We start from the raw sequence: 21,454 nt of genomic DNA, 5'->3' as shown, positions 1-21,454 counted from the left end.
ATGAACCGCGACTTCCTCGACCTCTATCAGCTGGAGTTGAAGCAGCTCTACGAGAAGTCGCGGCAGTTCGCCGAGGAATATCCCGGCGTGGCGCGCCGGCTCGGCGGGCTGATCGAGGACAAGATGGACCCCGGCATCGCCGGCCTGCTGGAGGGCGCCGCCTTCATGGCGGCGCGGGTCCAGCTCAAGATCAGGAGCGAGTTCTCCGAATTCACCTCGGCGCTGCTCGACCAGGTTCTGCCGGACTACCTGGCGCCGATCCCGTCGGCAGCGCTGGTCGAGGTCTTGCCGTCCTTCGACGATGCCAATCTCCGGAACGGCATCCGCTTCGACGCGGGCTCGGCCGTCGACGCCGTCTATGTCGAGCAGCAGAAACGGATCTCCTGCCGCTTCCGCCTGTGCAATCCGCTTGCGATCTGGCCGCTGCACCTGGAGGCGGCGCAGTATTTCGCGGCACCCCCGCCGCTGCAGGCGCTCGGGCTGGAGATCCTGCCGGGCGTCACGGCCGGGCTGCGGCTCGGCTTCCGCTGCAGGACCACCAAGCTGGCGGACGACAAGCCGGGCGTCGCCCCGCCGGGCGCGCCGGTGAGCGAGCTTTCGCTCGACGCGCTGCCGATCCGCCTGGTCGGCACCGCGGTCGATGCGGTAGCCCTCTACGAGCAGCTCTTCGCCAACTGCCGGCGGATCACGCTGCGCTATCTCGACGAGTTCGGCGACCCGCATTTCGTGCCGCTGCCGCCGGACGCGCTGCGCCAGATCGGCTTCGAGGCGGACGATTCGCTGTTTGGCCAGAACGGCCGGGTCTTCCAGGGATTCTCGCTGCTGCGCGACTTCTTCGCCTTCCCGCAGCACTTCCTCGGCTTCCGGCTCGAAGGGCTGCGCCGGGCGCTCGCGCAGGTCAGGGCGATTGCGTTCGACCTGTTGTTCGAATTCGACGCGGCGGTGCCGCGGCTGGCCTCAGTAGTGCGGCCGCAGAGCTTCTCCCTCTACAGCGCCACCATCGCCAACCTGTTCGAGATGCAGTGCAGCCGCGTGCCGATACGCCGCAACGAGGCGGAGCACCATGTGGTCGCCGACCGGAGCCACTGGCTGGACTACGAAATCTGCAGCGTGCTCGACGTCTTCGCCCACTACAGCGGCAGCAGCGACAAGGTGCGCGTGTTTCCGCTCTACAGCCTGCCGACCGACAACACGCCGCTCGGCGAGGCCTTGTCCTACACGGTGCGGCGGCTGCCGCGGCGCGAGACCATCCAGGAGCAGCGGGTCGGGGCGCGCACCGGCTATGTCGGCTCGGAAGTGTTCCTGTCGCTGCGCGAACCCGTCGACATCGACGAGACGGAGCGGGTGCGCGAGCTGAGCGTGCGGGCGCTCGTCTCCAACCGCCATCTCACCGAGCAATTGCCGGTGGGCGAGGCCGGCACCGATTTCCATCTCGTCGACAACACGTCGCTGCCGCTCAGATGCCTCGCCGGCCCGACGGCACCGCGCGAATCCGTGCTCACGCTGGAGCGGCGGCAGCGCGGCGGCACGCCGCCCGGCACGATCGCCTGGAGGCTGGTCAACCTGCTGGCGCTCAACCATCTCGGCCTCACCGACCGCAATCCGCAGGACCGCGCCGGCGGATTGCGCGAACTGCTCGGCCTGTTCGCCGACCTCTCCGACGTCGTCACCGAGCGGCGCATCCGCGGCATCCTCGGCGTGTCGAGCCGGCCGATCACAAGGCGGCTGCGACAGGCCAACGGCTTCAACGCGGCGCGCGGCGTCGAGATCACCGTCAGGTTCGACGAGCGCGCCTTCGAGGGCAACGGCATCATGCTGCTGGGAGCGGCGCTCGACCGCTTCTTCGCCGAATACACCTCGATCAACAGCTTTACCGAGACGGTGATCGAATCGGCGCAGCGCGGCATCGTCAAGCGCTGGCCGCCGCGCGCTGGCAACGGCGAGCCGCTATGAGCTACCGCGACGGCCTGCGCGCCGACCCCCACGGCTTCGACTTCTTCGCCGCCCTGCGCGAACTGGAGCGCTCGGCTCCGGACAAGCCGCGCATCGGCGAGAACGGCGTGCTGGCGGAGGAGATCGTCAGCCTCGGCCAGGACCCGTTCCTCGACTTCCCGGGTTCCAACCTCACCGGCTACGAGGACGTTTCCGGGCGGGCGCGCATCAGGACGCGCTTCCTCGGCTATTTCGGCCCGCAGGGCGCGCTGCCGCTCAGCACCACGGCCGACGCCCAGCACTGGTCGTCGCAGCACGATCCCTCCTTCGTCCACTTCACCGACATCTTCGCCAACCGTTTTCTGCAGCTGTTCTTCCGCGCCTGGGCGGACGCCCGGCCGATCGCCCAGGCCGACCGTCCGGATGCCGACCGCTTCATCCGCTATGTCGGCGCCTTCACCGGAACGGGATCGGACGCCTTCCTCGACCGCGACCGCGTTGCCGACGTCGCCAAGGTCTCCTTCGCCGGCCTGACCGGGTCGCGGATCAAGAGCGCCGCGCGGCTGCGGCAACTGATCGAAGGCATCCTTCAGGTCGTGGCGGAGATCGAGGAGCGGGTCGGGAGCTGGCTGGTGTTCGAGCCGTCCGACCAGATGGCGCTCGGCGCCCGCCATTCCGGTCTGGGCGTCGATGCGGCGCTCGGCGTGCGCGCCTATTCCATCAACGACAAGATCCGTCTGCGCATCACCGCCAAAAGCCTCGAGCAGTACCGCCGGCTGCTGCCGGCCGGCGACCTCTCGGAGATCCTCGCCGACCTGATCTTCCACTATCTCGGCCACCGCTTCGACTTCGACGTGGAGCTGGGACTGGCCGCCGAGCTGGCGCCGCCGGTCAGGCTCGGCGTGTCGGGCGAGCTCGGCTGGACGTCCTGGATGGCGCCGAGGAAACCGGACGAGCCGGGAAAGACCTACCTGCGCGATGCGCGCTTCGATCCGATGGAGCGGCGGCGCGATGCCGCCGCCAGGAACCAGGCCGGGAGGACGCCATGAGCGACATCAGCCTCGAAACGGTGACCGGAAAGCTCAACCGCGTCGGCTACGACGCCTTCATGCAGGCGCTGCGCCAGGCCAAGGGCGCCGGCAACCGCAATGTCGAGCTCGCCCACTGGCTGCAGCACATCCTGGCAAACGACCGCTCCGACATTTCGCTCACCGTCGACCATTACAAGCTCGACCGGGCGAAGCTGCACAAGGACATCGCCGACGCCGTCGCCGGCCTGCGCAAGAACGAGACCGAGATGCCGGGCATCGCCAACCAGATCACCGATGTGCTCGACCGCGGCTGGCACTACGCAACCCTTTATTTCGGCGAGACGCAGATCCGCACCGGCCACCTGCTGCTCGCCGCCTGCAAGTCGCTGGAGCTGCGCCGCGCGCTGCAGCAACTGTCGAAGCAGCTCGCCCAGATCAACGCCGACATGCTCGCGGCCGAGGCGCGCCGCATCTGGGCGCAGTCGGACGAGGAGAATCTTCGGCCGATGGACGGCTCCGGGCTGGCGGCGCGACCCGTAGGCGCGGCGGCGGGCGACACGCCGGCGGCGCGCGGCACAACGGCGCTCGACCGCTTCTCCGTCGACATGACGGCGGCGGCCACCTCCGGCAAGATGGACCCGGTGGTCGGCCGCGACGACGAGATCCGCCAGATCATCGACGTGCTGATGCGGCGGCGCCAGAACAACCCGATCCTCACCGGCGAGGCGGGCGTCGGCAAGACGGCGGTGGTGGAAGGGTTTGCGCAGCGGCTCGCCGACGGCGACGTGCCGCCGCAGCTCGAGGGGGTGCGGCTGTGCGCGCTCGACATCGGCCTGATGCAGGCCGGCGCCTCGATGAAGGGCGAGTTCGAGCAGCGCCTGCGCTCGGTCATCGACGAGGTGCAGGCCTCGCCGGTGCCGATCATCCTGTTCATCGACGAGGCGCACACGCTCATCGGCGCGGGCGGCGCGCAAGGCACCGGCGACGCCGCCAACCTGCTGAAGCCGGCGCTGGCCCGCGGCACATTGAGGACCATCGGCGCCACCACCTGGGCCGAATACCGGCAGTATTTCGAGAAGGATCCGGCGCTGACGCGGCGCTTCCAGCCGGTCAATGTCGACGAGCCTTCGATCGACAAATGCACCACCATGCTGCGCGGCATCCTCGCGCCGATGGAGAAGCATCACGGCGTGCGCATCTCCGATGCGGCGGTGGAGGCGGCGGTGGCGCTGTCGGCGCGCTACATCCCGGCGCGCCAGCTTCCCGACAAGGCGGTGAGCCTGCTCGACACGGCCTGCGCGCGGGTCGCCATCAGCCAGTCGACGACGCCGGCGGCGGTCGCCGACCTGAAGGCGGCGATCGAGGCGAAACGCCGGGCGCTTGCCGCGCAGGAGCGCGAGAGCGAGCTCGGCCGAACCGACGACGAGCGCATCGCCGAACTCAAATCGGAGATCAAGGATACCGAGGAGAAGCTGGCGGCGCTGGAAGCCGATTTCGCGCGGGAGAAGGCGATCGTCGGCGAGATCATGGCGCTGCGGAAGGCGATTGCGGTTTCGCCCGCGCCGGAGGGCGCCGCTGACGCGTCCGCGGCCTCCGCCAACGACAATGCCGAGACGGCACCCGCCTCGATTCCATCCGAAGGCACCGACACCGGCGGCGGGATCATCGCGGCGGGCGGAGCGAAGGCGGAGCTGGGCGGCAAGCTTGCCGAACTCGACGGGATCGGTCCGGACAGCCGCATGATCTACGCGCATGTCGACGAGCCGGCGGTCGCCTCCGTGGTCTCCGACTGGACCGGCATCCCGGTCGGCCGCATGGTCAAGGACGAGGTCGAGACGGTGCTGCAGCTTGCCGAGATCATGGGCCGGCGCGTGGTCGGGCAGGATCACGGCCTGAAGATGATCGCCAAGCGCATCGAGACCAACCGCGCCAAGCTGGACAATCCCAACAAGCCGATCGGCGTGTTCATGCTGTGCGGGCCCTCCGGCGTCGGCAAGACCGAGACGGCGCTGGCGCTGGCGGAATCGCTCTATGGCGGCGAGCAGAACATGATCACCATCAACATGAGCGAGTTCCAGGAGGCGCACACGGTCTCGGCGTTGAAGGGCGCGCCGCCCGGCTATGTCGGCTATGGCGAGGGCGGGCGGCTGACCGAGGCGGTGCGGCGAAAACCCTATAGCGTGGTGCTGCTCGACGAGGTCGAGAAGGCGCATCCGGACGTGCACGAGCTGTTCTTCCAGGTGTTCGACAAGGGCCAGATGGAGGATGGCACAGGCCGGCGCATCGACTTCAAGAACACGCTGATCATCCTCACCTGCAATGTCGGCACCGAGGTAATCATGAAGATGGCCGAGGAGGGCAGGACGCGGCCGGACCCGGAAACGCTGAACCAGGCGCTGCGCCCGTCGCTGCTCCAGGTGTTTCCGCCGGCGCTGCTCGGGCGGCTTGTTACAATCCCGTATTTCCCGTTGTCCGGCGAGATGCTCGGCGGCATCGTCCGGTTACAACTCGACCGCATAAAAAGACGGATCGCCGAGAACCACGACGCCGCCTTCACCTACTCGGACGCGGTCGTCGAGCATATCGTCTCGCAGTGCAAGGACCCGGATTCGGGCGGGCGCATGATCGACAACATCATCACCAACACGTTGCTGCCCGAGCTCTCGCGGCATTTCCTCAACCGCGCGATGGAGAAACTGGAGATTTCACGCGCCGCCGTCGACATCAAGGACGGCGCGTTCGCCTACGAGGTCGGGTGAGGGCTCTACCCAGCCAGGGATAGAGCCGGGGCAAGTCATCCCACTCCGAAATGCCGACCGGTGCGGCCCGCCGCTCCGGAACGGAAGCGTCTGGACGCGGCCGCCGGGTGCGGTCCGCGCAGGCCAGTCCTGTCCGCATGCAGGCCACAGCAACGGGGATGTCATGTCGATACAGTTGAACATTGGAGACCATATCAGCTCCGAGGCGGATTTCATCGCCATTCCGCGCGAATTGCGCGGCCAGGCGCAGTGGGCGCGCACCAAGGCCAAATGGATCGCCCGCACCATTGCCAGCGCCGACGTCTACTTCCGCTCGCTGAGCGGCGGCCGCAGCCTCACCGACCTGCTCAACGACCGGTCGATCTGGGTGAACTACCACGCCTCCTCCGACGATTTCGGCTATACCGACGCGGTCGGCGGCAGCGAGATCGCGATCACCACGCGGTCCTTCCGCATCGGCCGCTGGACGGTGCTTGCCACGCTCGTCCACGAGCTCGCCCATGTGAACGGCGCCTCGGGTGACAGCGGCTCGCAGGATGCGGAACGCGCCGTGCTGGAATGCGGCCTCGGCCGGCGCTCCGAGTTGAGGTCCGGCGTGGACGATCCGTGGACGCCCTATGACCCGACCATCGGCGGTTAGGAGCCAGCGCTGAGCTGGTGCGACGGAGGGCAAAGACATGTCCAGCAGAACGATGCTCCTGCCGCTGGCGCTCGCCACGGCGACGATGTTTGTTCCCGGCGTCGCGCTCGCCTGCCGCTGCGGCGAGTTCACGCCGGCCGGCGCCTACCGGCAGGCCGACGCCGTGGTGGTCGGCAGGGTCGTCGGCGTCGAGGGCGACTTCCTGGTGAAAGGCGGCGGCGTGGCGATCCTCAGCGTCGGCAAGGCCTGGAAGAAACGTGTCCCGCGCCGCCTTCGGGTATCGTCGCGCACCACCTGCGCCGTCGCGTTCAAGCGTGGAGAATCCTACGTGATCTATCTGAAGGCGGCCACCGGACGGGCAGCCTTTTCGACCACGCGCTGCGCCGGCACGAGGCCGCTGACCGAGGCCGGAACGGTGATGCAGTGGCTGCGGCGCAACGGCGCCGGGGCGGAGGTGGCGGAGTAGGCGGCCGCCCGCGGTCGTGCATGCCTGCTGCGCCCTGCCCTACCCCGGCTCTCCCGCATCGGCGCTGGCCGTCACGAGCGCGCTGATCGCCGCCTTGTAGGCTATGAACTCCGGCGAGGTTTTGGCGACGTTCCTGGTCTCGACGATAGGGGGAGCGGGCGTCGCCGGGACGCCGCGGCCGCGCATCTTGGCCTCCGCCCACATCTTCACGTAGCTCACGGTCTTGCCGGTCAGGAACGGATTGGCCGAGATGACCGGCTGGCCGAGCACGGCGACCAACGCCTCGCCGTCGCCGGCCGAGAGGACGGTGCTCGCGCCTTCCATGCCGAGGAAATGGCAGAGATAGAGCCGGCCGGCGGTGATCTCGTGGCCGCGGGCGCGCAGATAGGCTTCGCCTTCCTGCGCCAGCCGGCGCACCATCTCGCGCGACAGAGTCGGGTCGAAGCGCAGCCGCAACTGCTCCTCGCGCGACAGCGTGCGCGCCAGGTCCGGCCGGTAGGTGCGCATCATCCTGAGCCAGGTGCTTTCGATGAACTGGCCGAGGCCGGTGGCGGAGGACAACGGATTCTTGGCGGTGGCGCTGCCGCCGCTCTCGACCCGGATGATGCGGTCGACCAGAAGCTCGACCGCCGCGTCGCCGGTGCCGGCGACAACCGCCACCGCCGGCGTCTCCAGGGGGTTGATCGCATCGCCGCCGGCATAGAGCTCGAAATGCAGATGCGGCCCGGTCGACAGGCCCGTGGTGCCGACATAGCCGATGATGTCGCCGGCCTTGACCGCCATGCCGGCCTTGAGGTCCTGGGCGAAGCGCGACAGATGCGCGTAACGTGTCTCGCGGCCGCCCTCATGGGTGATGCGCACGACATTGCCGTAGCCGGCGCCGTCGCCATGGAAGGCGATCATGCCGTCGAAGGCAGCATAGACCGGCGTACCGACGGGAGCAGCCCAGTCGACGCCCTTGTGCACGCGCACCGTCTTCAGGATCGGGTGCTTGCGTGGCCCGAAGGTCGACGTCATCACGCCGTTCACCGGCGTCACCATGCCGTTGGTGACGGTGAGCGAATAGACCTGGTCCTCCTCGGTGACGCAGGCAAAATCGTTCGAGCCGGAGGGTCGGAAGACGAAGCATTCGATGTTCTTCTGGGCGCCGCGCACGGCGGCGTAGAGGACGCGTCCCGACGAGCCGTCGCCGCCGCGCGCGCTGGCCGAATAGATCAGGACCAGGCGGTCGCCATGGGTAGCGAAGGCATTCAAGTCCTGGCCGCGCGACAGGAACATGATCGCCTCGCCAATCACGCCGGCCGGCACGCCGTTGCGGATCGCGGTGGAATAGATCGCGTCGAGCAGCCGGTACTGGCGCGGCGGCCCGGCCTGCTGCTCGAAGCCGGTGTAGTGGAGCAGGTCCTCGCGCACCCAGGGATCGACGCCGGCGACGAAGCGGCCGTCGTCGCCGCGCGCCAGCGTGCCGACATATTGCGCGTCGGCATAGATCGACACCTGCACCAGGGTGAGGCTTGTCGCCTTCACGTCCGCCTTGATGCCGCGCATGGCTACGACATAACCCGCATCGAGCCGGTCCTTGCCGAACAGCGCCTTCATCGCCTCGCCGGCCGCCTTCGCGTCCTCGGCGCCGAAGCGATGCTCCAGCGCCAGGCTGTCCAGCGTGCGCGGCCCCAGCACCTTGTCGACGAAATCCTCCGCGGCGACGGCACGCTCGCGCTCCGGCCAGACCAGGGCGACGGAGGTATTGTTCTCGATGCGGGTCTTCGTGAACGCCGGCAGGCTCTCCTCGCCCTCGCCGATCGTCTCCCCCCAGCCGGCGGCCGGATCGGCGAAGGCTGTCTCGTCGGCCGGGGTCTCGACGTCCGGCGCGTCCGTTTGGCTGGCCGCGTCAGCCGGCGGAGGGATGGCCGGATCCGGCACATACGCCGTGCGCTGTGCCTGGAAGAAGGCGAAATCCTCGGGGCTGGACGGGATGGTGGTCATCAGCGTCTCGCTGGTGCTCAGCATCACGTCGGACAGTATCTCCACCGTCTCGGCCACGCCGGGCTCAAGCAGGTCGGCCGGACGCGGCACCTGGCGCAGGCGCGGCGTGAAGGACGAGCCGGCGCCGCCGATGCTGATCGTCATCGGATCGCCGGCGAGGTCGACGATCGCCGGGACGAACACCGGGACGTCGGCGTCCCGCTCGCCGGTGTCGACCTCGACCAGGTCGTTGTCCAGCCCCTCGATCGACCACTTGTTGGCGGTGAGCCAGTAGCCGAGCCCGATGCCGGCAACGGCCAGCGCGGCCGCGGCCCCGGCAATCCTGCGCAGCCTAGCCTTGCGGCGCCGCGCGGCGGCCGCTTCCTTCTTCTGCCGAAAGCTGGCGTCGATGGTGTGCATGGCCGCTAGCTGGGAGACCGCGGAGCGGGCCTGCCGACCCGACAAAAGAGCCGGGGACAGTTTACTTTCTTTCGGCAGAAAGGCGGCAGCAGTTCAGAAGGCGCGCGGGCCGAAAAAAGTAAACTGTCCCCTGCGGCATCCTTCGACAAGGCGATCATTGCAGGCCGCCGGTGCTCAGGAACAGGGTCCAGCGCTCCATCTGCTGCGTGTCGACCTCGTAGAAGGGCGCCGCCTTGTGGCCGCGCACCCAGCAGTCCTTGTCGCCGCGGATGACGAAGCGGCGCGTGCCGACGCACATGGAGGTCGAGCCGCTGAGCAGCGGCTGGCCGAAGACGTCGATCGCGTAGACGTAGATGTAGCGGTTGACCAGCTCGTCGCGGATGACGTTGACGCACTGGTTTGCGCCGACCGACCACCAGCCTTCGGTCTGCCAGAACGCCTCGCTCGGCTCGCGCATCTCCTGGCCGACCGCGAGATTGACGACGTCGAGCGTCTGGTTGCAGACGGTGAACTCGGCGCGCGCCGGGCCGGCCGCGCAAAAGACGAGGGCTGCGCCGAGCAGCGGCGCCAACCAGATCACCTTCGCAAATCCCGGCCGCCTCACCTTCCCGCCTCACAGCAAAATCACTGCAATTCTACAAGGCGTTGCATCATTCTCCAATCACCTCGACTTCATTTCGATACGAAGCCGTGCCTAAACTTGGCCGGAACACATGGCACGGCGAATGAATCTCGGGATGCAACTCACGGCGGCAGGAGAAATCATGCATCGATGCTGGACTAAATCTCGCAGAGGGATAGGCTTTCGCCAACGCGTTACGGGCGGAGGAAGATCAATGGCGCGAAGCCGGCGGCCGGCCTTGCTTGCGGCGGCGCTGATCCTTGGCGGAACGGTGTCCGGCACCGCCCAGGAGAAGTCGATCTCGATCGAGCTGAACGATGCCACGACCGTCGACGCCGCCTGCCGGCTCGTCTTCGTCGCCGTCAACGAGAGCGGCCTGCTGCTCGAGAAGACGTCCTACGACGTCGTCACCTTTGACGCGTCCGGCAAGGTCGGCACGTCGCTGACCTTCCAGTTCGGGCGGCTGCCCGCGGGCAAGACCAAGGTCGTGCAGTTCGACCTGCCCGACCAGCCCTGCGAAACGATCACCCGGCTGCTCGTCAACGACATCGCCGAGTGCACGGTCGACGGCAAGGCGTCGGATGTGTGCATCGACACGCTGACCACGTCGACGCGCGCCAAGATCGAGTTCGGGCTGTGACCTGCCGGGTCGGCCGGCGCGATGCCCGGGAGCCGCACAGATGATCAGGCTGATTTCCGAACAGCTCGCGTCCTCCGGCGGTCCGGTGCTGGTCGCGCTCTTCGTCATCTCGCTCGCCGCCGGCACGATCTTCCTGTTCAAGACCATGCAGTTCGCCCGCCTCGGCGTCGGACGCAGCGAGGGGACGGACGACGCGCTGGCACGCTGGGCCGCCGGGGCCTTCGACGACGGGCTGCGCCGGGCCAATGCGGACGTCTCCCCGGCTTCTGCGGCGGTGGCCGGGGCGATGGCCTCGCTGCTCGCCTACCCGGCCGACCGCGACAGGGCGCGCGAGGTCGCCGCGCACATCGCGCTCAGCCAGCTCAACACGCTGTCGAAGCACCTGCGTTTCCTGGAGACGGTGGCGCAGGCCGCGCCGATGCTCGGCCTGCTCGGCACGGTGATCGGCATGATCTCGGCCTTCGGCGAGCTTTCCGCCAAGGGCGGCGCCATCGATCCGTCGGCGCTGGCGGGCGGCATCTGGGTGGCGCTGATCACCACCGCGGCTGGCCTGTCGGTGGCGATCCCCGCCTATTTCGCCTCCATGTGGTTCGAGGCGCGGGTCGACCATGAGCGCGCCTCCATGGAGGCGGCGATCGCGAAAGTGCTGTTCAGCATCGCCCCGGTCACGCAGGGCGCCGCCGCGCCGGCGGCAAGGCCGGCCTTCGCCCCGCCGCCGGCGACGGTTCCGGCAGCCGCCGGAGGATAGGCGATGGCCGAGCAGCCGGGGGCCATCCTGCCCAGGCCGCTACGGCGCCGGCGGCCCTCGTTCGTGCTGACCTCGCTGATCGACGTCATCTTCCTGCTCGTCATCTTCTTCATGGTGTCGTCGCAGATCGTGCCGTTCTCGCTGCTGCCGCTCGGGCCGCTGGCGGCGGAAGGCCCCGCCGCCGGCGCATCGGAGACCCGATCGGCGCGGCCGATCGCCGTGCGCATCCTGGCGGGGCGCGTCGCCATCGGCGGCGACAGCATCGCGATGGCCGAGGTGGGCGACGCCTTCGCCGCGCTGAAGGCGCAGGGCGCCACGTCGATCCTGCTGATGCCGGCCACGACGGCGACGGTGCAGGACGTCGTCACCGTGCTCGAGGCGAGCAGGCAGGCGGCGCTCGGCAACGTCACCGTGCTCGGCCGCCGGGGCGGCGCACCATGAAGATCATCCCAGATCCGGCACCGCGCCGGCACAACGATTTCACGCTGGCGATGATCAACATCGTCTTCCTGCTGCTGCTGTTCTTCCTGACCACCGGCAGCCTGAGCAATCGCCAGGAGGCGCAGTCGACCGTTCCGGTCACGCGCGACCTGCCGCTGGAACGGCTGCCGCGCCCGCTGCTGCTGCTCGAAGCCGACGGCACGCTGCTGCTCGACGGCCAGCCTGTGCCCCGCGCCGGGCTGATCGAAGCGGCGCGCAAGGCGCTGGCGGCCACGGGCCGAACCGGCACGGCGCTCAGCCTGCTGGCGCAACGCGACATGCCCGCAGCTCCCTTCCTCGCCATTGCCGAGGCGCTGCGTGCGAACGACGTGCCGCTGCAGATCGTGACGCTGCATGAGCCCGAGGGAAGGGCGGCGGCGCCATGAGCGCCGCTCCCGGCCTCTGGCTGATTGCCGTCGCCGGCTCGCTGGCGCTGCACGGCGCCATCGGCGCGGCGATCTACGTCATGCCGCTGCCCGACGCGCCGGCGCCGGTCCGCACCGAGATCGACATCGCCACACTTACGGCAGGAACCACGGCACGGGCGGCGCGGAGCGAAAAGGCGGCGGTCGTGGCTGCCGCCCGAGCGGCACCGATCCGCGGGGACGGCGGTGCGCTGCAGCCGATCGCCACGCCGACCACGATCGCGGCCCGCCCTGCCCCGAACAGCAAGGCAGCCGCCCCCGTGACCGCGACGCGCGCTGAAGTCAGGTTGCCCGACAAGACGATCGGGACGTCTGCCCCGTCCGCGCGAGCGGAAGCCGTCGAGCCGAGCGGGCAAGCCTCGGCGGTCGCGGAACCCGGCAAGGTCGCGGCCCCGGCTGCGGGCGCGGCGGCTACGGCAGCGGCCGTTGCGGCCAGCACTACACCTGCCCCACCAATAGCGCAGGCCGCACCGCTCCGGCCAGCCACGCCGGCGGCGCTTTCCTCGCCCGCTCCGGCAGCGAGCCGGACCGAGGCGGAAACGGTCGCGGCGATCGAGACCCGGACTCCGACCGTCGCGGTCGGCGGGGCGGCAGGCCTTGCCCCGGCACAATCGCCCTCGGCCTCCCCTGCCACCTCGCCGATGCGCGAGACGGCATCCTCCATTGAACCGTCGGCGGCCACATCCACGATCGCCGCCACAAGACCGGCTGCCGGCATCCCGGCCGCGGCATCGGCTCGGTCGCAAGAATCGGCTGCGGTAGCTCCACGGCCAGCGCCCATGCGGACGGACGGGATGGCCACCGTCGCAGCACCCCGGGCACCGGCAGCACGCGCGGCGCGGCCGGTGCTTGCGCCAGCCGCGCCAACCGAAACCGCGATGGCCGCGCCTGTGCCTCAGCGTCCGGACGTTCCGCGCGAGATGCTCCCCGCGGCGCGCCGGCCGGGCCCGCCGCGCATCGCCGATTTCCTCGCCGGACGCGGCGACGACTGCCTGCTGGCGCTGCCCGCCGGAATCGGGCCGACGCAGGCCGCCGTCGATGCCTATGCGGCAAGGCCGGAGACCGTCGAACGGCTCGGCGCCGACTACCAGCGGCTGTCGGGCCGGCCGCTCAAGGCCACCCTGCGCCCGGTCTCGCCGGACCAGTGCAGCGCGCTCGCCTTCGCCCGCAGCCTCGCCCAATACCCCGATTTTCCGCTGCGGCTCACTTTGGCCGAAACGACGATCGCCAGCGGCCAGGCGCTCTCCGGGGTGATCTCGGGGCTGCGCAAGGACACGCTCTATCTCATCATCGTCGATGACGAGGGCAAGGCGCAGCTCGTCAGCTCCTATCTCGGCCAGCGCGTCACGCTGACGAATTTCCGGGCGCCGATGACGCTCACCTCGGGCCCGGTCTCCTCCGTGCAGTTGCTCGTCGCCATCGCCTCGGACGGACCGCTGCGCACCTTGCCGGAACGACCCGGCTTGCCGGCCGAGGACTATTTCGAGCGGCTCGCGCGGGAGATCGTCGCCGATCAGCGTTCCATCGCCTTCGGTATCACCTCGTTCGTGGTGCGGTAGACAACCGGCTTGTTCCCGATCCAGACTGCCGTACTGCTGCCCCTCTCCGTCTCGCCCTTCAGGCTCGCCACCTCTCCCCCACTGCGTGGGGGCGAGGAACCCAAGCTGGAGAGGCGCGGCATCGCGGCAGCGGTTCCTCTCCCCCACGGAGTGGGGGAGAGGTGGCGAGCCCGAAGGGCGAGACGGAGAGGGGGGACGGAGAGGGGGGCGCTTCTGCGGGCAACGGTCGGCCCGACTCAACCCCGGATGCGAAAATACCGCGCCGTCGCCGCGGCTTCCATCTTCTTGGCGCGGATCTCGGCGAGAATGCGCGGCAGCAGGTCGTCGGCCGGCGCCGGGCGGGTGACCTGCATGGCATCGACCGCCTGCGAGGTGGCGAAGGCGATCAGCACCTGCGGCACCGCGCTCTTGTCTTCGCCCTTGCCGGTGCCCAGCCCGAGCGCGATGCTGAACGTCGCCTTGCCGTCGCCGCGCTTCAGGATGCGGTCGAGATCGTGGGCGATGCCGTCATGGTCGACCAGCAGCAGGTAGGTCTGGCGCGACGGAGCGATCTCCACCTCGCCGCTCATCGGGTCGCGGTCGACAAGCTCGTATTTCACCAGGGACACGTCCGGCGGATCGCCGGCGGCCTGCGCGAGGCCGGCCAGGAACCGCGTCACCGGACATTGTTTCTGCCGGATCAGGCGCACGCCGATCTCGGGGTCGGTCTTGAAGCGTTTCGTGAAGTCGGCGAGCAGGGTCTTGAACGGCTCGACGCTGTTCCCGAATCCTTCGAGCTCGACGGTCCTGCCGTTCATCGACGTCGCGCTGGCGAAGAAACAGTCGCCGCCGGAAAAGCTCCTCACCCACTCCGCCTGCTCGGCGGCCGCGTCGACGCCCTGCGGACCGGCTTGCGTGTCCGGTATCGGCTCCGGTTGCGGCTTGTCGCCATCGGGCTGGACGTCGGGGGGCGGCTCTTGCGGCGCCGGGCCCGGTTCGGCTGTCTTGTCCGTCGGGCCTTTTCCGTCCTCCGGAGCCGGCGGGTCGCCCTGCGGCGGGGCGGTCGTGTCCGGCTCGCTTGGCTGCGTGTCCGGCGGACCTGGCCGCGGGTCGGGAGCGGGCGACGTGTCCGGAGGCGCCGGCGGCCCCGCATCCGGCGCCGTCTCCTTGTCCGCGGGTCGACCACCGTCGGCGTCGGCGGGCGCATCGACGGGCGCGGTTCGGTCTTCGTCGGGCGTCGTGCCCTGATCGGCCGCCCCACCATCCGGCGTGGCGTCAGGGGTCGTCGTCGGCTCGGGCCGGGGCTGCGGCACCGGCAGGAAGCGGTCGGCGAACCCGCCATACCAGACGACGGCGGCGACGCTGGCGGCAAGCAGCGCCAGCAGGCCGGCCGCCAGCCCGCCGCGCCCGCGGCTCCGCCTGCCGGTCGAGGCCGGCTCCGTGCCGGGCAGGCCGCTCGCCGGCTTCAGCTCGGGAATCGCGATCTTCTCCGGTCCGCGATAGGGGCCGAACGGGCTTTCGCTGGCGGGCGGCGGAGGCGCTTCCGGCGTCGCCGCCGTCTCGCCGGAAGCGGTCCTTGCCGGGCCGCCGGTCGGTTCGGCCGCCGCCGGGGCGGGCCGCTGCGGCGGCGGCGCCGTCACCGTCGGCTCCTGAACCCGCCAGGCGTCGCGGCCGGGCGCGACCCAGCTTGCCACCTCGTCCATGCCGCCCGGCCGGTCGCCCGGATCCGGCTGCAGCATGGCCTCCAGGACCGGGCGCAGCTCAGCGTCGACACCGGCGAGGTCGGGTACGGCGCGCCGCTTCTCGATCACCTCGACCTGGCTGCCGCTCATGTCGAGCGGGGCGCCGCGCAGTGCCGCCGCCATCACCAGCCCGAGGCTGTAGATGTCGGATTTTTCCGTGACCTCGCCGCCATGCATGCCGAGCTGCTCGGGCGAGACGAAGTTGTACTTTCCGGCGAACACGCCGCCGAGCAGCGTCTCGCCGCCGACGGTGGCCGAGCGGGCGATGCCGAAGTCGATGATCTTGGCGCGGCCGACCTTGCCGCCAGGCAGGATGATGTTGTCGGGCGAGAGATCGCGGTGGATGATGCCGGCCTCATGCGCGGCGGCCAGGCCGGAGGCCAGCCGGAACAGCAGGGCGCGCGCATCGCCGGCCGGCATCGGCCCGCGCGCGAACATGTCGACCAGCGACAGCCCGTCGACGAACTCCATGGCCAGATACGGCCGGCCGATCGCCTGGTCGATGGCGAAGACGTGGTAGCGCACGATCGCCTCGTGCGACAGGTGGTTGAGGATCGAGGCTTCCTTGCGGAACAGCGACAGGATCATCGCGTCGCGGGCGAATTCCGGCAGCACGATCTTGATCGCCACCGGGTCGCCGGTCTGGATGTTGTGGCCGCGGAACACCTCGCCCATGCCGCCGGCGGCGATGCGCTCGTCGAGCTCGTAGGTGCCGCTGAGCTGCGTGCCGACCGCCACCCCTTCTGGCAGCGCCACCAGCATGGTCTTTTCGTCAGAGGACATGGCGCTCGTCCGAACCGCTTGCCGGGACGGCCGCAAGCTCATCGTCCTCGCCCACCGCGTGGCACTTCACCACCACGACGGTCACGTTGTCGGTGCCGCCGCGCTCCAGCGCCCGGTCGACCAGCATGCGGCAGGCGGCCTCCGCCGGCGCCGCGCGCACCGCGTCGCGTATCTCGTCGTCGGTCACGTGGGCGGTGAGCCCGTCCGTGTTGAGGACGAAGACGTCGCCGGGCCGCGTCTGGCCAAGCTCCATGTCGGTCGATATCTCCTCCTCCGCGCCGACAGCCCGCGTGATGACGTTGCGGCGCGGCCAGACGCGCGCCTCCGCCGGCGTCAGCACGCCGCGGTCGAGCAGTTCCTGCACCTCGGTGTGGTCGTGCGAAAGCTGCGTCAGCACGCCGTCGCGCACCAGGTAGACGCGGCTGTCGCCCAGCCACATGCAGGCGAACTGGCGATCGAAGGCGAGCAGGGCCGCGACCGTCGAGCCGATGGTGCCGCCGCGCGCCTGGGCGATCTGCCAGATGCGGGCATTGGCGCGCACGATGCGATCCTCGAAGCGGGCGCGCAGGTCCGGCGCCGAGCTTGCCACGCCGAGCGTCGCCAGGTGGTCGACGATCGCCGACGACGCCACCTCGCCGGAATCGTGCCCGCCCATGCCATCGGCCACCAGCCACAGCCCGCTGCGCGGCGCGATCAGGAAACGGTCCTCGTTGAGATCGCGCACCCGGCCGGGATGGGTGAGGCCGAAACTTTCGAAGCGGATACCGGCATCGTGCACTTTTCGTCACCCGCGATGGCCGGCGCGCGCCGCGCTGCCGGCGGTTCAGTCACTCGGCCACGGCCTTCAGCATGCGCGTATGAAAATACGGATCGGGGAGGCCGTTCCTGGCATGCAGCAGAGGGCCGCGCTCGTCGTTGCCCGGCACCCACCAATAGCTGCGGCCGCGTGCCACCTGCCGATAGTCGTCCTCGAAGATCGCTGCCAGGAAGCTCGGCGTGTCGATGTCCTGCCCGGCCTGCCACAGCGGCCCGCCCTTGAACATAGAGCGACGCGCATTCGGTACCAGCCGGTCGAGGGCGGGAGCCGGCAGGCCGCCCAGCACGGATTCGACCGCCGGCGCCGCGCCCTCCTCGAGCACGCCGAGCAGGCGCGCCTCGATCCCGGCGAACCACTTCTCCTGCGGCGAATAGGACGGCGGCGGCAGGCTCTCGCCCGGTTCGCAGGCATAGAGCGCCAGCAGCGGGAAGAAGCGGCCGATGCCGTCGACGGAGGGCATCAGCGCGCCGGCGCAGTTGACGCCGAGCACGTCGGCGCCGATCCAGAAGCGCCAGATCGGCGCGACCAGGTAAAGCTCCTCCCAGCCGCGGCCGAGTTCGCTGCGGCTCGCCGCGACGGCCGACTGCAGCCACGTCTCCAGCGGCGACAGCACCTCGCCGGCGATGCCGAAGGCGATGAAGTCGCGCTTCTGCGGCAGCTTGCCGAACAGACCGAAACCCATGTCACAACCCGCTCGGACAGGAGAACTGGGTGAGCGCCGGCAGGAAGAACGGATTGGCCACCGAGCCGACCCGGATCGAATAGGCGACGTCGCGGCCGCCGATGACGAAGCGGGCCCGCATGCCGTCCGGCGTCTGCGATACCGAGCCGTATTCGAACAGCCGCATCAGCGCCCAGTCGCCTTCGGTGACGACGCCCGAGGCGCGGCCGGGAATGTCCGGCGTCAGCTCGACGCTGGCGGTTCCCCCCGACATGCTGGACGGCCACTGCACCGACAGCGGCAGCCCGCCGACCTGCGTGCTCTGGACGAGCTGGCCGTCGATGCGGAACAGCGCCATCTCGGCCTCGCCGTTCAGCGAGAAGGGCGTGACGGTGAGGCTGACCGCCGGCATCGGACCGGTCTGCGGGAAGAAGGCATCGCGGATCTCGGCGGCGCGCTGGAACTCCTTGAGCGTCGCCTTCGAAAGCTCGCGTCCGAGCCGGGTGTCCTCCTTCCACACCCAGTCGCCGCCGCCCATGTCGGTCAGCGGGGCCAGGTTCTGCGCGAAGAAGCGGTCGATGACGCCGTTCGGTGCGAAGATGCGCGCGAAATCCTGCATGCGCACGTCGCGCTCGCTGTCCTTGGCGAAGGGATAGCGGTTGGCGATCACCGAATCGCAGGCCTGCGTCACCTCGCTGTTCAGCATCTGGTTGAGCTGGGCCAGCGAGTTGCCGGCCGCGTCGCCCTCGAAATCGTCGACTGCGGCGTTGACCATACGCGCCACCGGACGCGGCAGCCGCGAGGCGTTGGCGCGCAGGTTCACCACCTGCATCTGCATGTTGGCGTTGGCGCGGGCAGCCTGCGACGGATTGGTCGCGGCCAGCACCAGGCTCTGGTAGACCTCGTAGAAGTTCTGCACCAGCGCGTCGACCGGCCGCTTGCCCGGATCGCCCTTCACCAGCTCGTGGAACGGCCGGAACTGCGCCTCGATGTTGGCGCCTGGAACCGGACGCGCCCCGGCGGAGCCGGAGAAAGTGTCGCCGGCGCGGCTGTCGAACTTCTTCATCGCCAGGTCGATGCCGATGCGCGCCAGGCCCGATGCGCGCGCCGCCGCCCGGTCGGCGGCGTATTTCGCCACGGTCCTGGCCGCATCGGCGGCGTCGCCGCCAATATCCGGCAGGTTGGCGGGCAGGTCGAGCGTCAGCTCGCCTTCGACCGGCTCGCGCGTCAGCTGCGTCTCCAGGCTCACAGCCTCGAACAGCTGGCGGATCGGCGAGTTCGGCGACGAGGCCGCCGACAAAGCGAGATATTGCGGCTTGTCGGCAGACATCGATTTCAGCTTGAGGTTGTCGATGACGGCGTTCCAGGCATCGACGAAATCCTTGCCGTAGCGTTCGATCAGCACCGGGCCGAGCTGGCCGAACTGCTCCTCGACGCCCTTCTGCTCGGCCAGTTCGCCCATCACCCATTTCTCGCCCTCGATCTTGTCGGCGACGGCGGCGAGCTGCGGGATGAAGAAGTCCTGGAAACCGGCATAGGTGTAGAGGCCGGGCACGGCCAGCTTGTCGAGTTCGGTGCCGTCGACGGTCTCGAACACCAGCGCGGTGTCCGGGCCGCCGCGCGCGATCACCGAGAAATTCTCGACCGGTGCCGAGTAGGAGGCGGTCTTGATCAGCGCATAGGCGCGGTCGGCCATGTTCATGCGCGCCAGCGAGCGCTGCGCCGATTCGACCAGCGGCCCGTTGAGTTCGAAGCTCGGCTTGTGCGAGGAGCCGAGGTCGAGCATGGCGCCGAGATGACGGACGAGGTCCTCGCGCAGCGCGCGGTTGTTCGGGCCCGGATAGAGGTTCTCCTCCCAGTCCTTTCGCATCCAGGTCTCGACCAGGTCCTCGTCGACCTTGGGCGCCTGGCCGCCGAGCATGAGATAGACCTTGAGCGTCTCGTAGAGCGCCAGCGGGTCGTTCATGCTGGCCTCGATCTGCCGCTCCAGCCGCAGGATGAGGCGCGAGCGGAACATGCGCTCCAGCGCCTGCCGGTAGGTGGTCCCGGCCGCGGAGACCAGGCGCGGACGCTGCGCCAGGCCGAAACTCTCGCGCATCGGCGTCGGCAGGTCGCGGTTGTCGTAGCCGACCGGCATGGTGCGCAGGATGTCGAGCAGCCCGGCGGCATTGGAGAGCTCGACGTCGGCGACGGTGTTGGTCTTGAGCTCGGGCGCCGCGTTGACGCGGTACTGCTCGGCCGAGCTGTCGGTGGCGGCGATGAGTTGCCGGTTGCTGGCAAAGCTCATACCCCAGGCGCCGAGCGCACCGGCCGCGACGAGGCCCATCGCCGCCAGCGCACCGTAGCGCAGGAGAGCCGCGCGCCGCACCGCGCCCATGTCGCGCGACACCCAGCCGGCCTCGGCGAAGATCACCTTGGTGAGCAGGTCGCGCAGGAAGAAGCTCTTGCCCTGCCCCGACAGCTGGGAGGCATGCGCGGTCTCGCCGAAGCTGCGGCCGATCGAGCCGAGCACCTGGTCGATCGGCGTCCCCTCCTGCGTGCCCGAGGAGAAATAGAAGCCGCGCAGATTGGCGTCCGCCTGGTAGCGCGTCGGCTCGAAGATGCGGTTGAGGAAGTCGGCCACCCGCTCCTTCAGGAGCGCGAACTGCGCGGGGAAGCCGAAGATGGCGATGCGGGCGATCGGATCCGGCTCCTCGTGCAGCCGGTCGGTCACCTCCTCCGTCAGCCGCCGCACCAAGAGGTCGAACTCGGCCGGCACCTCGCCGACCATGTTCTTCCGGCGGTCCTCGGTCTGGAAGGTGGCGCCCCAGACTTTGCGGCGGCGCGCCTCGGTGAAGCTGCCGAAATATTCGGCGAAGCCGGCGATCAGGTCGGCCTTGGTGAACAGCGCGTAGACCGGGAAGTCGATCTTGAGCTGCTGGTGCAGTTCGAGCAGGCGCTTGCGGATCGCCGTCGCGTGCTCGCCGAGCTGCTGGCCGTCGAGCTTCAGCAGGTCCTCGATGGAAATCGCCAGGATGACGCCGTTGATCGGCTGTTTTGCGCGCTGCTGCTTGAGCAGCGACAGGAAGGAGAGCCAGCTCTTCTTGTCGGTCTCGCTGTCGGAATCCTGGGTGGTGTAGCGCCCGGCGGTGTCGATCAGCACCGCCTCCTCGGTGAACCACCAGTCGCAGTAGCGGGTGCCGCCGGTGCCGGCCACCGCCTTGCCGCCATCGGGTCCGGCGAGCGGGAACTTCAGGCCGGAATTCACCAGCGCCGTCGTCTTGCCGGCGCCGGGCGGGCCGACGATGACGTACCAGGGCAGATCGTAGAGATAGTTGCGCTTGCCGCTGGCGCGCTTCAGCGTCTCCAGCGCCTCGGCCATGCGCTCGCCCAGCACTTTGCCGTCGCCCTGCCTGCCCTCGCTCTCGGCGAGCGCCGCCTCCAGCGCCTTGGCGGCACGTCGGCGCAGCCACCAGCGGACGCCGTAGAAGCCGCCGACGGCGGCGAAGACGACGAAGATGATGAGCAGGCGCACCCAGACCGGGTCGAAGGGCCGGATGTCCTCGTAGCCGACCAGCGGGCCCGCGAACCAGACGGCCGCGGCGAAAGCCAGCAGGCCGACGGCGATGGCGGTTCGGATCAGCCACTTCCTCATGCCGCCGCACCTCGTCCGAGATGCCCCCTCGCCTTGGCAGACGGGCGAGGCGGTCGCGTATGGAATTTACCCCCACCCCTAACCCCTTCCCTCAAGGGGGAGGGGAAATTGCCGCAGCTCCGGCAGGGCCAACCGTCGATGGGTTTGCTCG

At 69.5% G+C, this 21,454-nt stretch carries 16 protein-coding genes; 10 read left to right on the top strand and 6 right to left on the bottom strand.

The window, feature by feature from the left end; genetic code table 11:
* From tssF to AC5JDC_RS12865, 5 genes are all read left to right on the top strand, one after another.
* Window positions 1-1,953 (top strand): type VI secretion system baseplate subunit TssF, encoded by a 1,953-nt coding sequence (gene tssF / locus AC5JDC_RS12885; RefSeq protein WP_495841701.1) that lies wholly within the window; start codon window positions 1-3, stop codon window positions 1,951-1,953.
* The gene (tssG, locus tag AC5JDC_RS12880; RefSeq protein ID WP_495841700.1) at window positions 1,950-2,981 is read left to right on the top strand and encodes a type VI secretion system baseplate subunit TssG; all 1,032 of its coding nucleotides are present in this window, start codon (window positions 1,950-1,952) and stop codon (window positions 2,979-2,981) included. Before tssF ends, tssG begins: the two co-directional genes overlap by 4 nt.
* Window positions 2,978-5,722: a type VI secretion system ATPase TssH gene (gene tssH, locus AC5JDC_RS12875; protein WP_495841699.1), complete on the top strand. Its 2,745-nt coding sequence runs from the start codon at window positions 2,978-2,980 to the stop codon at window positions 5,720-5,722. Before tssG ends, tssH begins: the two co-directional genes overlap by 4 nt.
* Before the next feature lie 163 nt (window positions 5,723-5,885).
* The gene (locus AC5JDC_RS12870; protein ID WP_495841698.1) at window positions 5,886-6,362 is read left to right on the top strand and encodes a hypothetical protein; all 477 of its coding nucleotides are present in this window, start codon (window positions 5,886-5,888) and stop codon (window positions 6,360-6,362) included.
* Between the two features lie 37 nt (window positions 6,363-6,399).
* Window positions 6,400-6,828 carry a hypothetical protein gene (locus tag AC5JDC_RS12865; protein ID WP_495841697.1) on the top strand — a complete coding sequence of 143 codons (429 nt, stop codon included), beginning with the start codon at window positions 6,400-6,402 and terminating at the stop codon, window positions 6,826-6,828.
* Between the two features lie 39 nt (window positions 6,829-6,867).
* Here AC5JDC_RS12865 and AC5JDC_RS12860 read toward each other — a convergent pair whose 3' ends face one another.
* Together AC5JDC_RS12860 and AC5JDC_RS12855 are read right to left on the bottom strand one after the other, a co-directional pair.
* The gene (locus tag AC5JDC_RS12860) at window positions 6,868-9,213 is read right to left on the bottom strand and encodes a peptidoglycan DD-metalloendopeptidase family protein (RefSeq protein WP_495841696.1); all 2,346 of its coding nucleotides are present in this window, start codon (window positions 9,211-9,213) and stop codon (window positions 6,868-6,870) included.
* Window positions 9,214-9,367: 154 nt separating this feature from the next.
* The gene (locus AC5JDC_RS12855; protein ID WP_245428500.1) at window positions 9,368-9,793 is read right to left on the bottom strand and encodes a DUF1036 domain-containing protein; all 426 of its coding nucleotides are present in this window, start codon (window positions 9,791-9,793) and stop codon (window positions 9,368-9,370) included.
* 256 nt (window positions 9,794-10,049) lie between these two features.
* Between AC5JDC_RS12855 and AC5JDC_RS12850 the strand changes: the two genes are divergently transcribed.
* Genes AC5JDC_RS12850 through AC5JDC_RS12830 form a run of 5 tightly spaced genes read left to right on the top strand, consistent with a single transcriptional unit; the run spans window position 10,050 to window position 13,687 of the window.
* Window positions 10,050-10,475, top strand: a complete 426-nt coding sequence (locus AC5JDC_RS12850; protein ID WP_106773836.1) for a hypothetical protein — start codon at window positions 10,050-10,052, stop codon at window positions 10,473-10,475.
* 40 nt (window positions 10,476-10,515) lie between these two features.
* Complete coding sequence (locus tag AC5JDC_RS12845; protein ID WP_495841695.1) at window positions 10,516-11,223, top strand: MotA/TolQ/ExbB proton channel family protein; 708 nt, start codon at window positions 10,516-10,518, stop codon at window positions 11,221-11,223.
* A 3-nt stretch (window positions 11,224-11,226) separates the two neighbouring features.
* A complete protein-coding gene (locus AC5JDC_RS12840) occupies window positions 11,227-11,664 on the top strand; it encodes an ExbD/TolR family protein (RefSeq protein WP_495841694.1) in 438 nt (145 codons plus the stop codon).
* Window positions 11,661-12,089, top strand: coding sequence for a biopolymer transporter ExbD (locus AC5JDC_RS12835; RefSeq protein ID WP_495841693.1), 429 nt, complete (start codon window positions 11,661-11,663; stop codon window positions 12,087-12,089). Before AC5JDC_RS12840 ends, AC5JDC_RS12835 begins: the two co-directional genes overlap by 4 nt.
* Window positions 12,086-13,687: a hypothetical protein gene (locus AC5JDC_RS12830; protein WP_495841692.1), complete on the top strand. Its 1,602-nt coding sequence runs from the start codon at window positions 12,086-12,088 to the stop codon at window positions 13,685-13,687. The genes AC5JDC_RS12835 and AC5JDC_RS12830 overlap by 4 nt, the downstream gene beginning before the upstream one ends.
* A 236-nt stretch (window positions 13,688-13,923) precedes the next feature.
* On the opposite strand, the gene AC5JDC_RS12825 is transcribed toward AC5JDC_RS12830, so the two are convergent.
* Genes AC5JDC_RS12825 through tssM form a run of 4 tightly spaced genes read right to left on the bottom strand, consistent with a single transcriptional unit; the run spans window position 13,924 to window position 21,303 of the window.
* Complete coding sequence (locus tag AC5JDC_RS12825) at window positions 13,924-16,191, bottom strand: serine/threonine-protein kinase (protein WP_495841691.1); 2,268 nt, start codon at window positions 16,189-16,191, stop codon at window positions 13,924-13,926.
* Window positions 16,181-16,969 (bottom strand): PP2C family protein-serine/threonine phosphatase, encoded by a 789-nt coding sequence (locus AC5JDC_RS12820; RefSeq protein ID WP_495841690.1) that lies wholly within the window; start codon window positions 16,967-16,969, stop codon window positions 16,181-16,183. Before AC5JDC_RS12820 ends, AC5JDC_RS12825 begins: the two co-directional genes overlap by 11 nt.
* 49 nt (window positions 16,970-17,018) lie before the next feature.
* Complete coding sequence (tagF, locus tag AC5JDC_RS12815; RefSeq protein ID WP_495841689.1) at window positions 17,019-17,690, bottom strand: type VI secretion system-associated protein TagF; 672 nt, start codon at window positions 17,688-17,690, stop codon at window positions 17,019-17,021.
* A 1-nt stretch (window position 17,691) separates the two neighbouring features.
* On the bottom strand, window positions 17,692-21,303 hold the full coding sequence (gene tssM, locus AC5JDC_RS12810) for a type VI secretion system membrane subunit TssM (protein ID WP_106773844.1): 3,612 nt from the start codon (window positions 21,301-21,303) through the stop codon (window positions 17,692-17,694).
* Window positions 21,304-21,454 lie beyond the last annotated feature (151 nt).

The organism is Kumtagia sp., from assembly GCF_059502445.1.
Note: the sequence above shows the minus strand (reverse complement) of the source record. Positions and strands in the feature narration are given on the sequence as shown.

Coding starts and splice junctions, on each gene's coding strand:
- tssF (WP_495841701.1), top strand. CDS start 1: ATGAACCGCGACTTCCTCGACCTCTATCAGCTGGAGTTGAAGCAGCTC.
- tssG (WP_495841700.1), top strand. CDS start 1,950: ATGAGCTACCGCGACGGCCTGCGCGCCGACCCCCACGGCTTCGACTTC.
- tssH (WP_495841699.1), top strand. CDS start 2,978: ATGAGCGACATCAGCCTCGAAACGGTGACCGGAAAGCTCAACCGCGTC.
- AC5JDC_RS12870 (WP_495841698.1), top strand. CDS start 5,886: ATGTCGATACAGTTGAACATTGGAGACCATATCAGCTCCGAGGCGGAT.
- AC5JDC_RS12865 (WP_495841697.1), top strand. CDS start 6,400: ATGTCCAGCAGAACGATGCTCCTGCCGCTGGCGCTCGCCACGGCGACG.
- AC5JDC_RS12860 (WP_495841696.1), bottom strand. CDS start 9,213: ATGCACACCATCGACGCCAGCTTTCGGCAGAAGAAGGAAGCGGCCGCC.
- AC5JDC_RS12850 (WP_106773836.1), top strand. CDS start 10,050: ATGGCGCGAAGCCGGCGGCCGGCCTTGCTTGCGGCGGCGCTGATCCTT.
- AC5JDC_RS12845 (WP_495841695.1), top strand. CDS start 10,516: ATGATCAGGCTGATTTCCGAACAGCTCGCGTCCTCCGGCGGTCCGGTG.
- AC5JDC_RS12840 (WP_495841694.1), top strand. CDS start 11,227: ATGGCCGAGCAGCCGGGGGCCATCCTGCCCAGGCCGCTACGGCGCCGG.
- AC5JDC_RS12835 (WP_495841693.1), top strand. CDS start 11,661: ATGAAGATCATCCCAGATCCGGCACCGCGCCGGCACAACGATTTCACG.
- AC5JDC_RS12830 (WP_495841692.1), top strand. CDS start 12,086: ATGAGCGCCGCTCCCGGCCTCTGGCTGATTGCCGTCGCCGGCTCGCTG.
- AC5JDC_RS12825 (WP_495841691.1), bottom strand. CDS start 16,191: ATGTCCTCTGACGAAAAGACCATGCTGGTGGCGCTGCCAGAAGGGGTG.
- tagF (WP_495841689.1), bottom strand. CDS start 17,690: ATGGGTTTCGGTCTGTTCGGCAAGCTGCCGCAGAAGCGCGACTTCATC.
- tssM (WP_106773844.1), bottom strand. CDS start 21,303: ATGAGGAAGTGGCTGATCCGAACCGCCATCGCCGTCGGCCTGCTGGCT.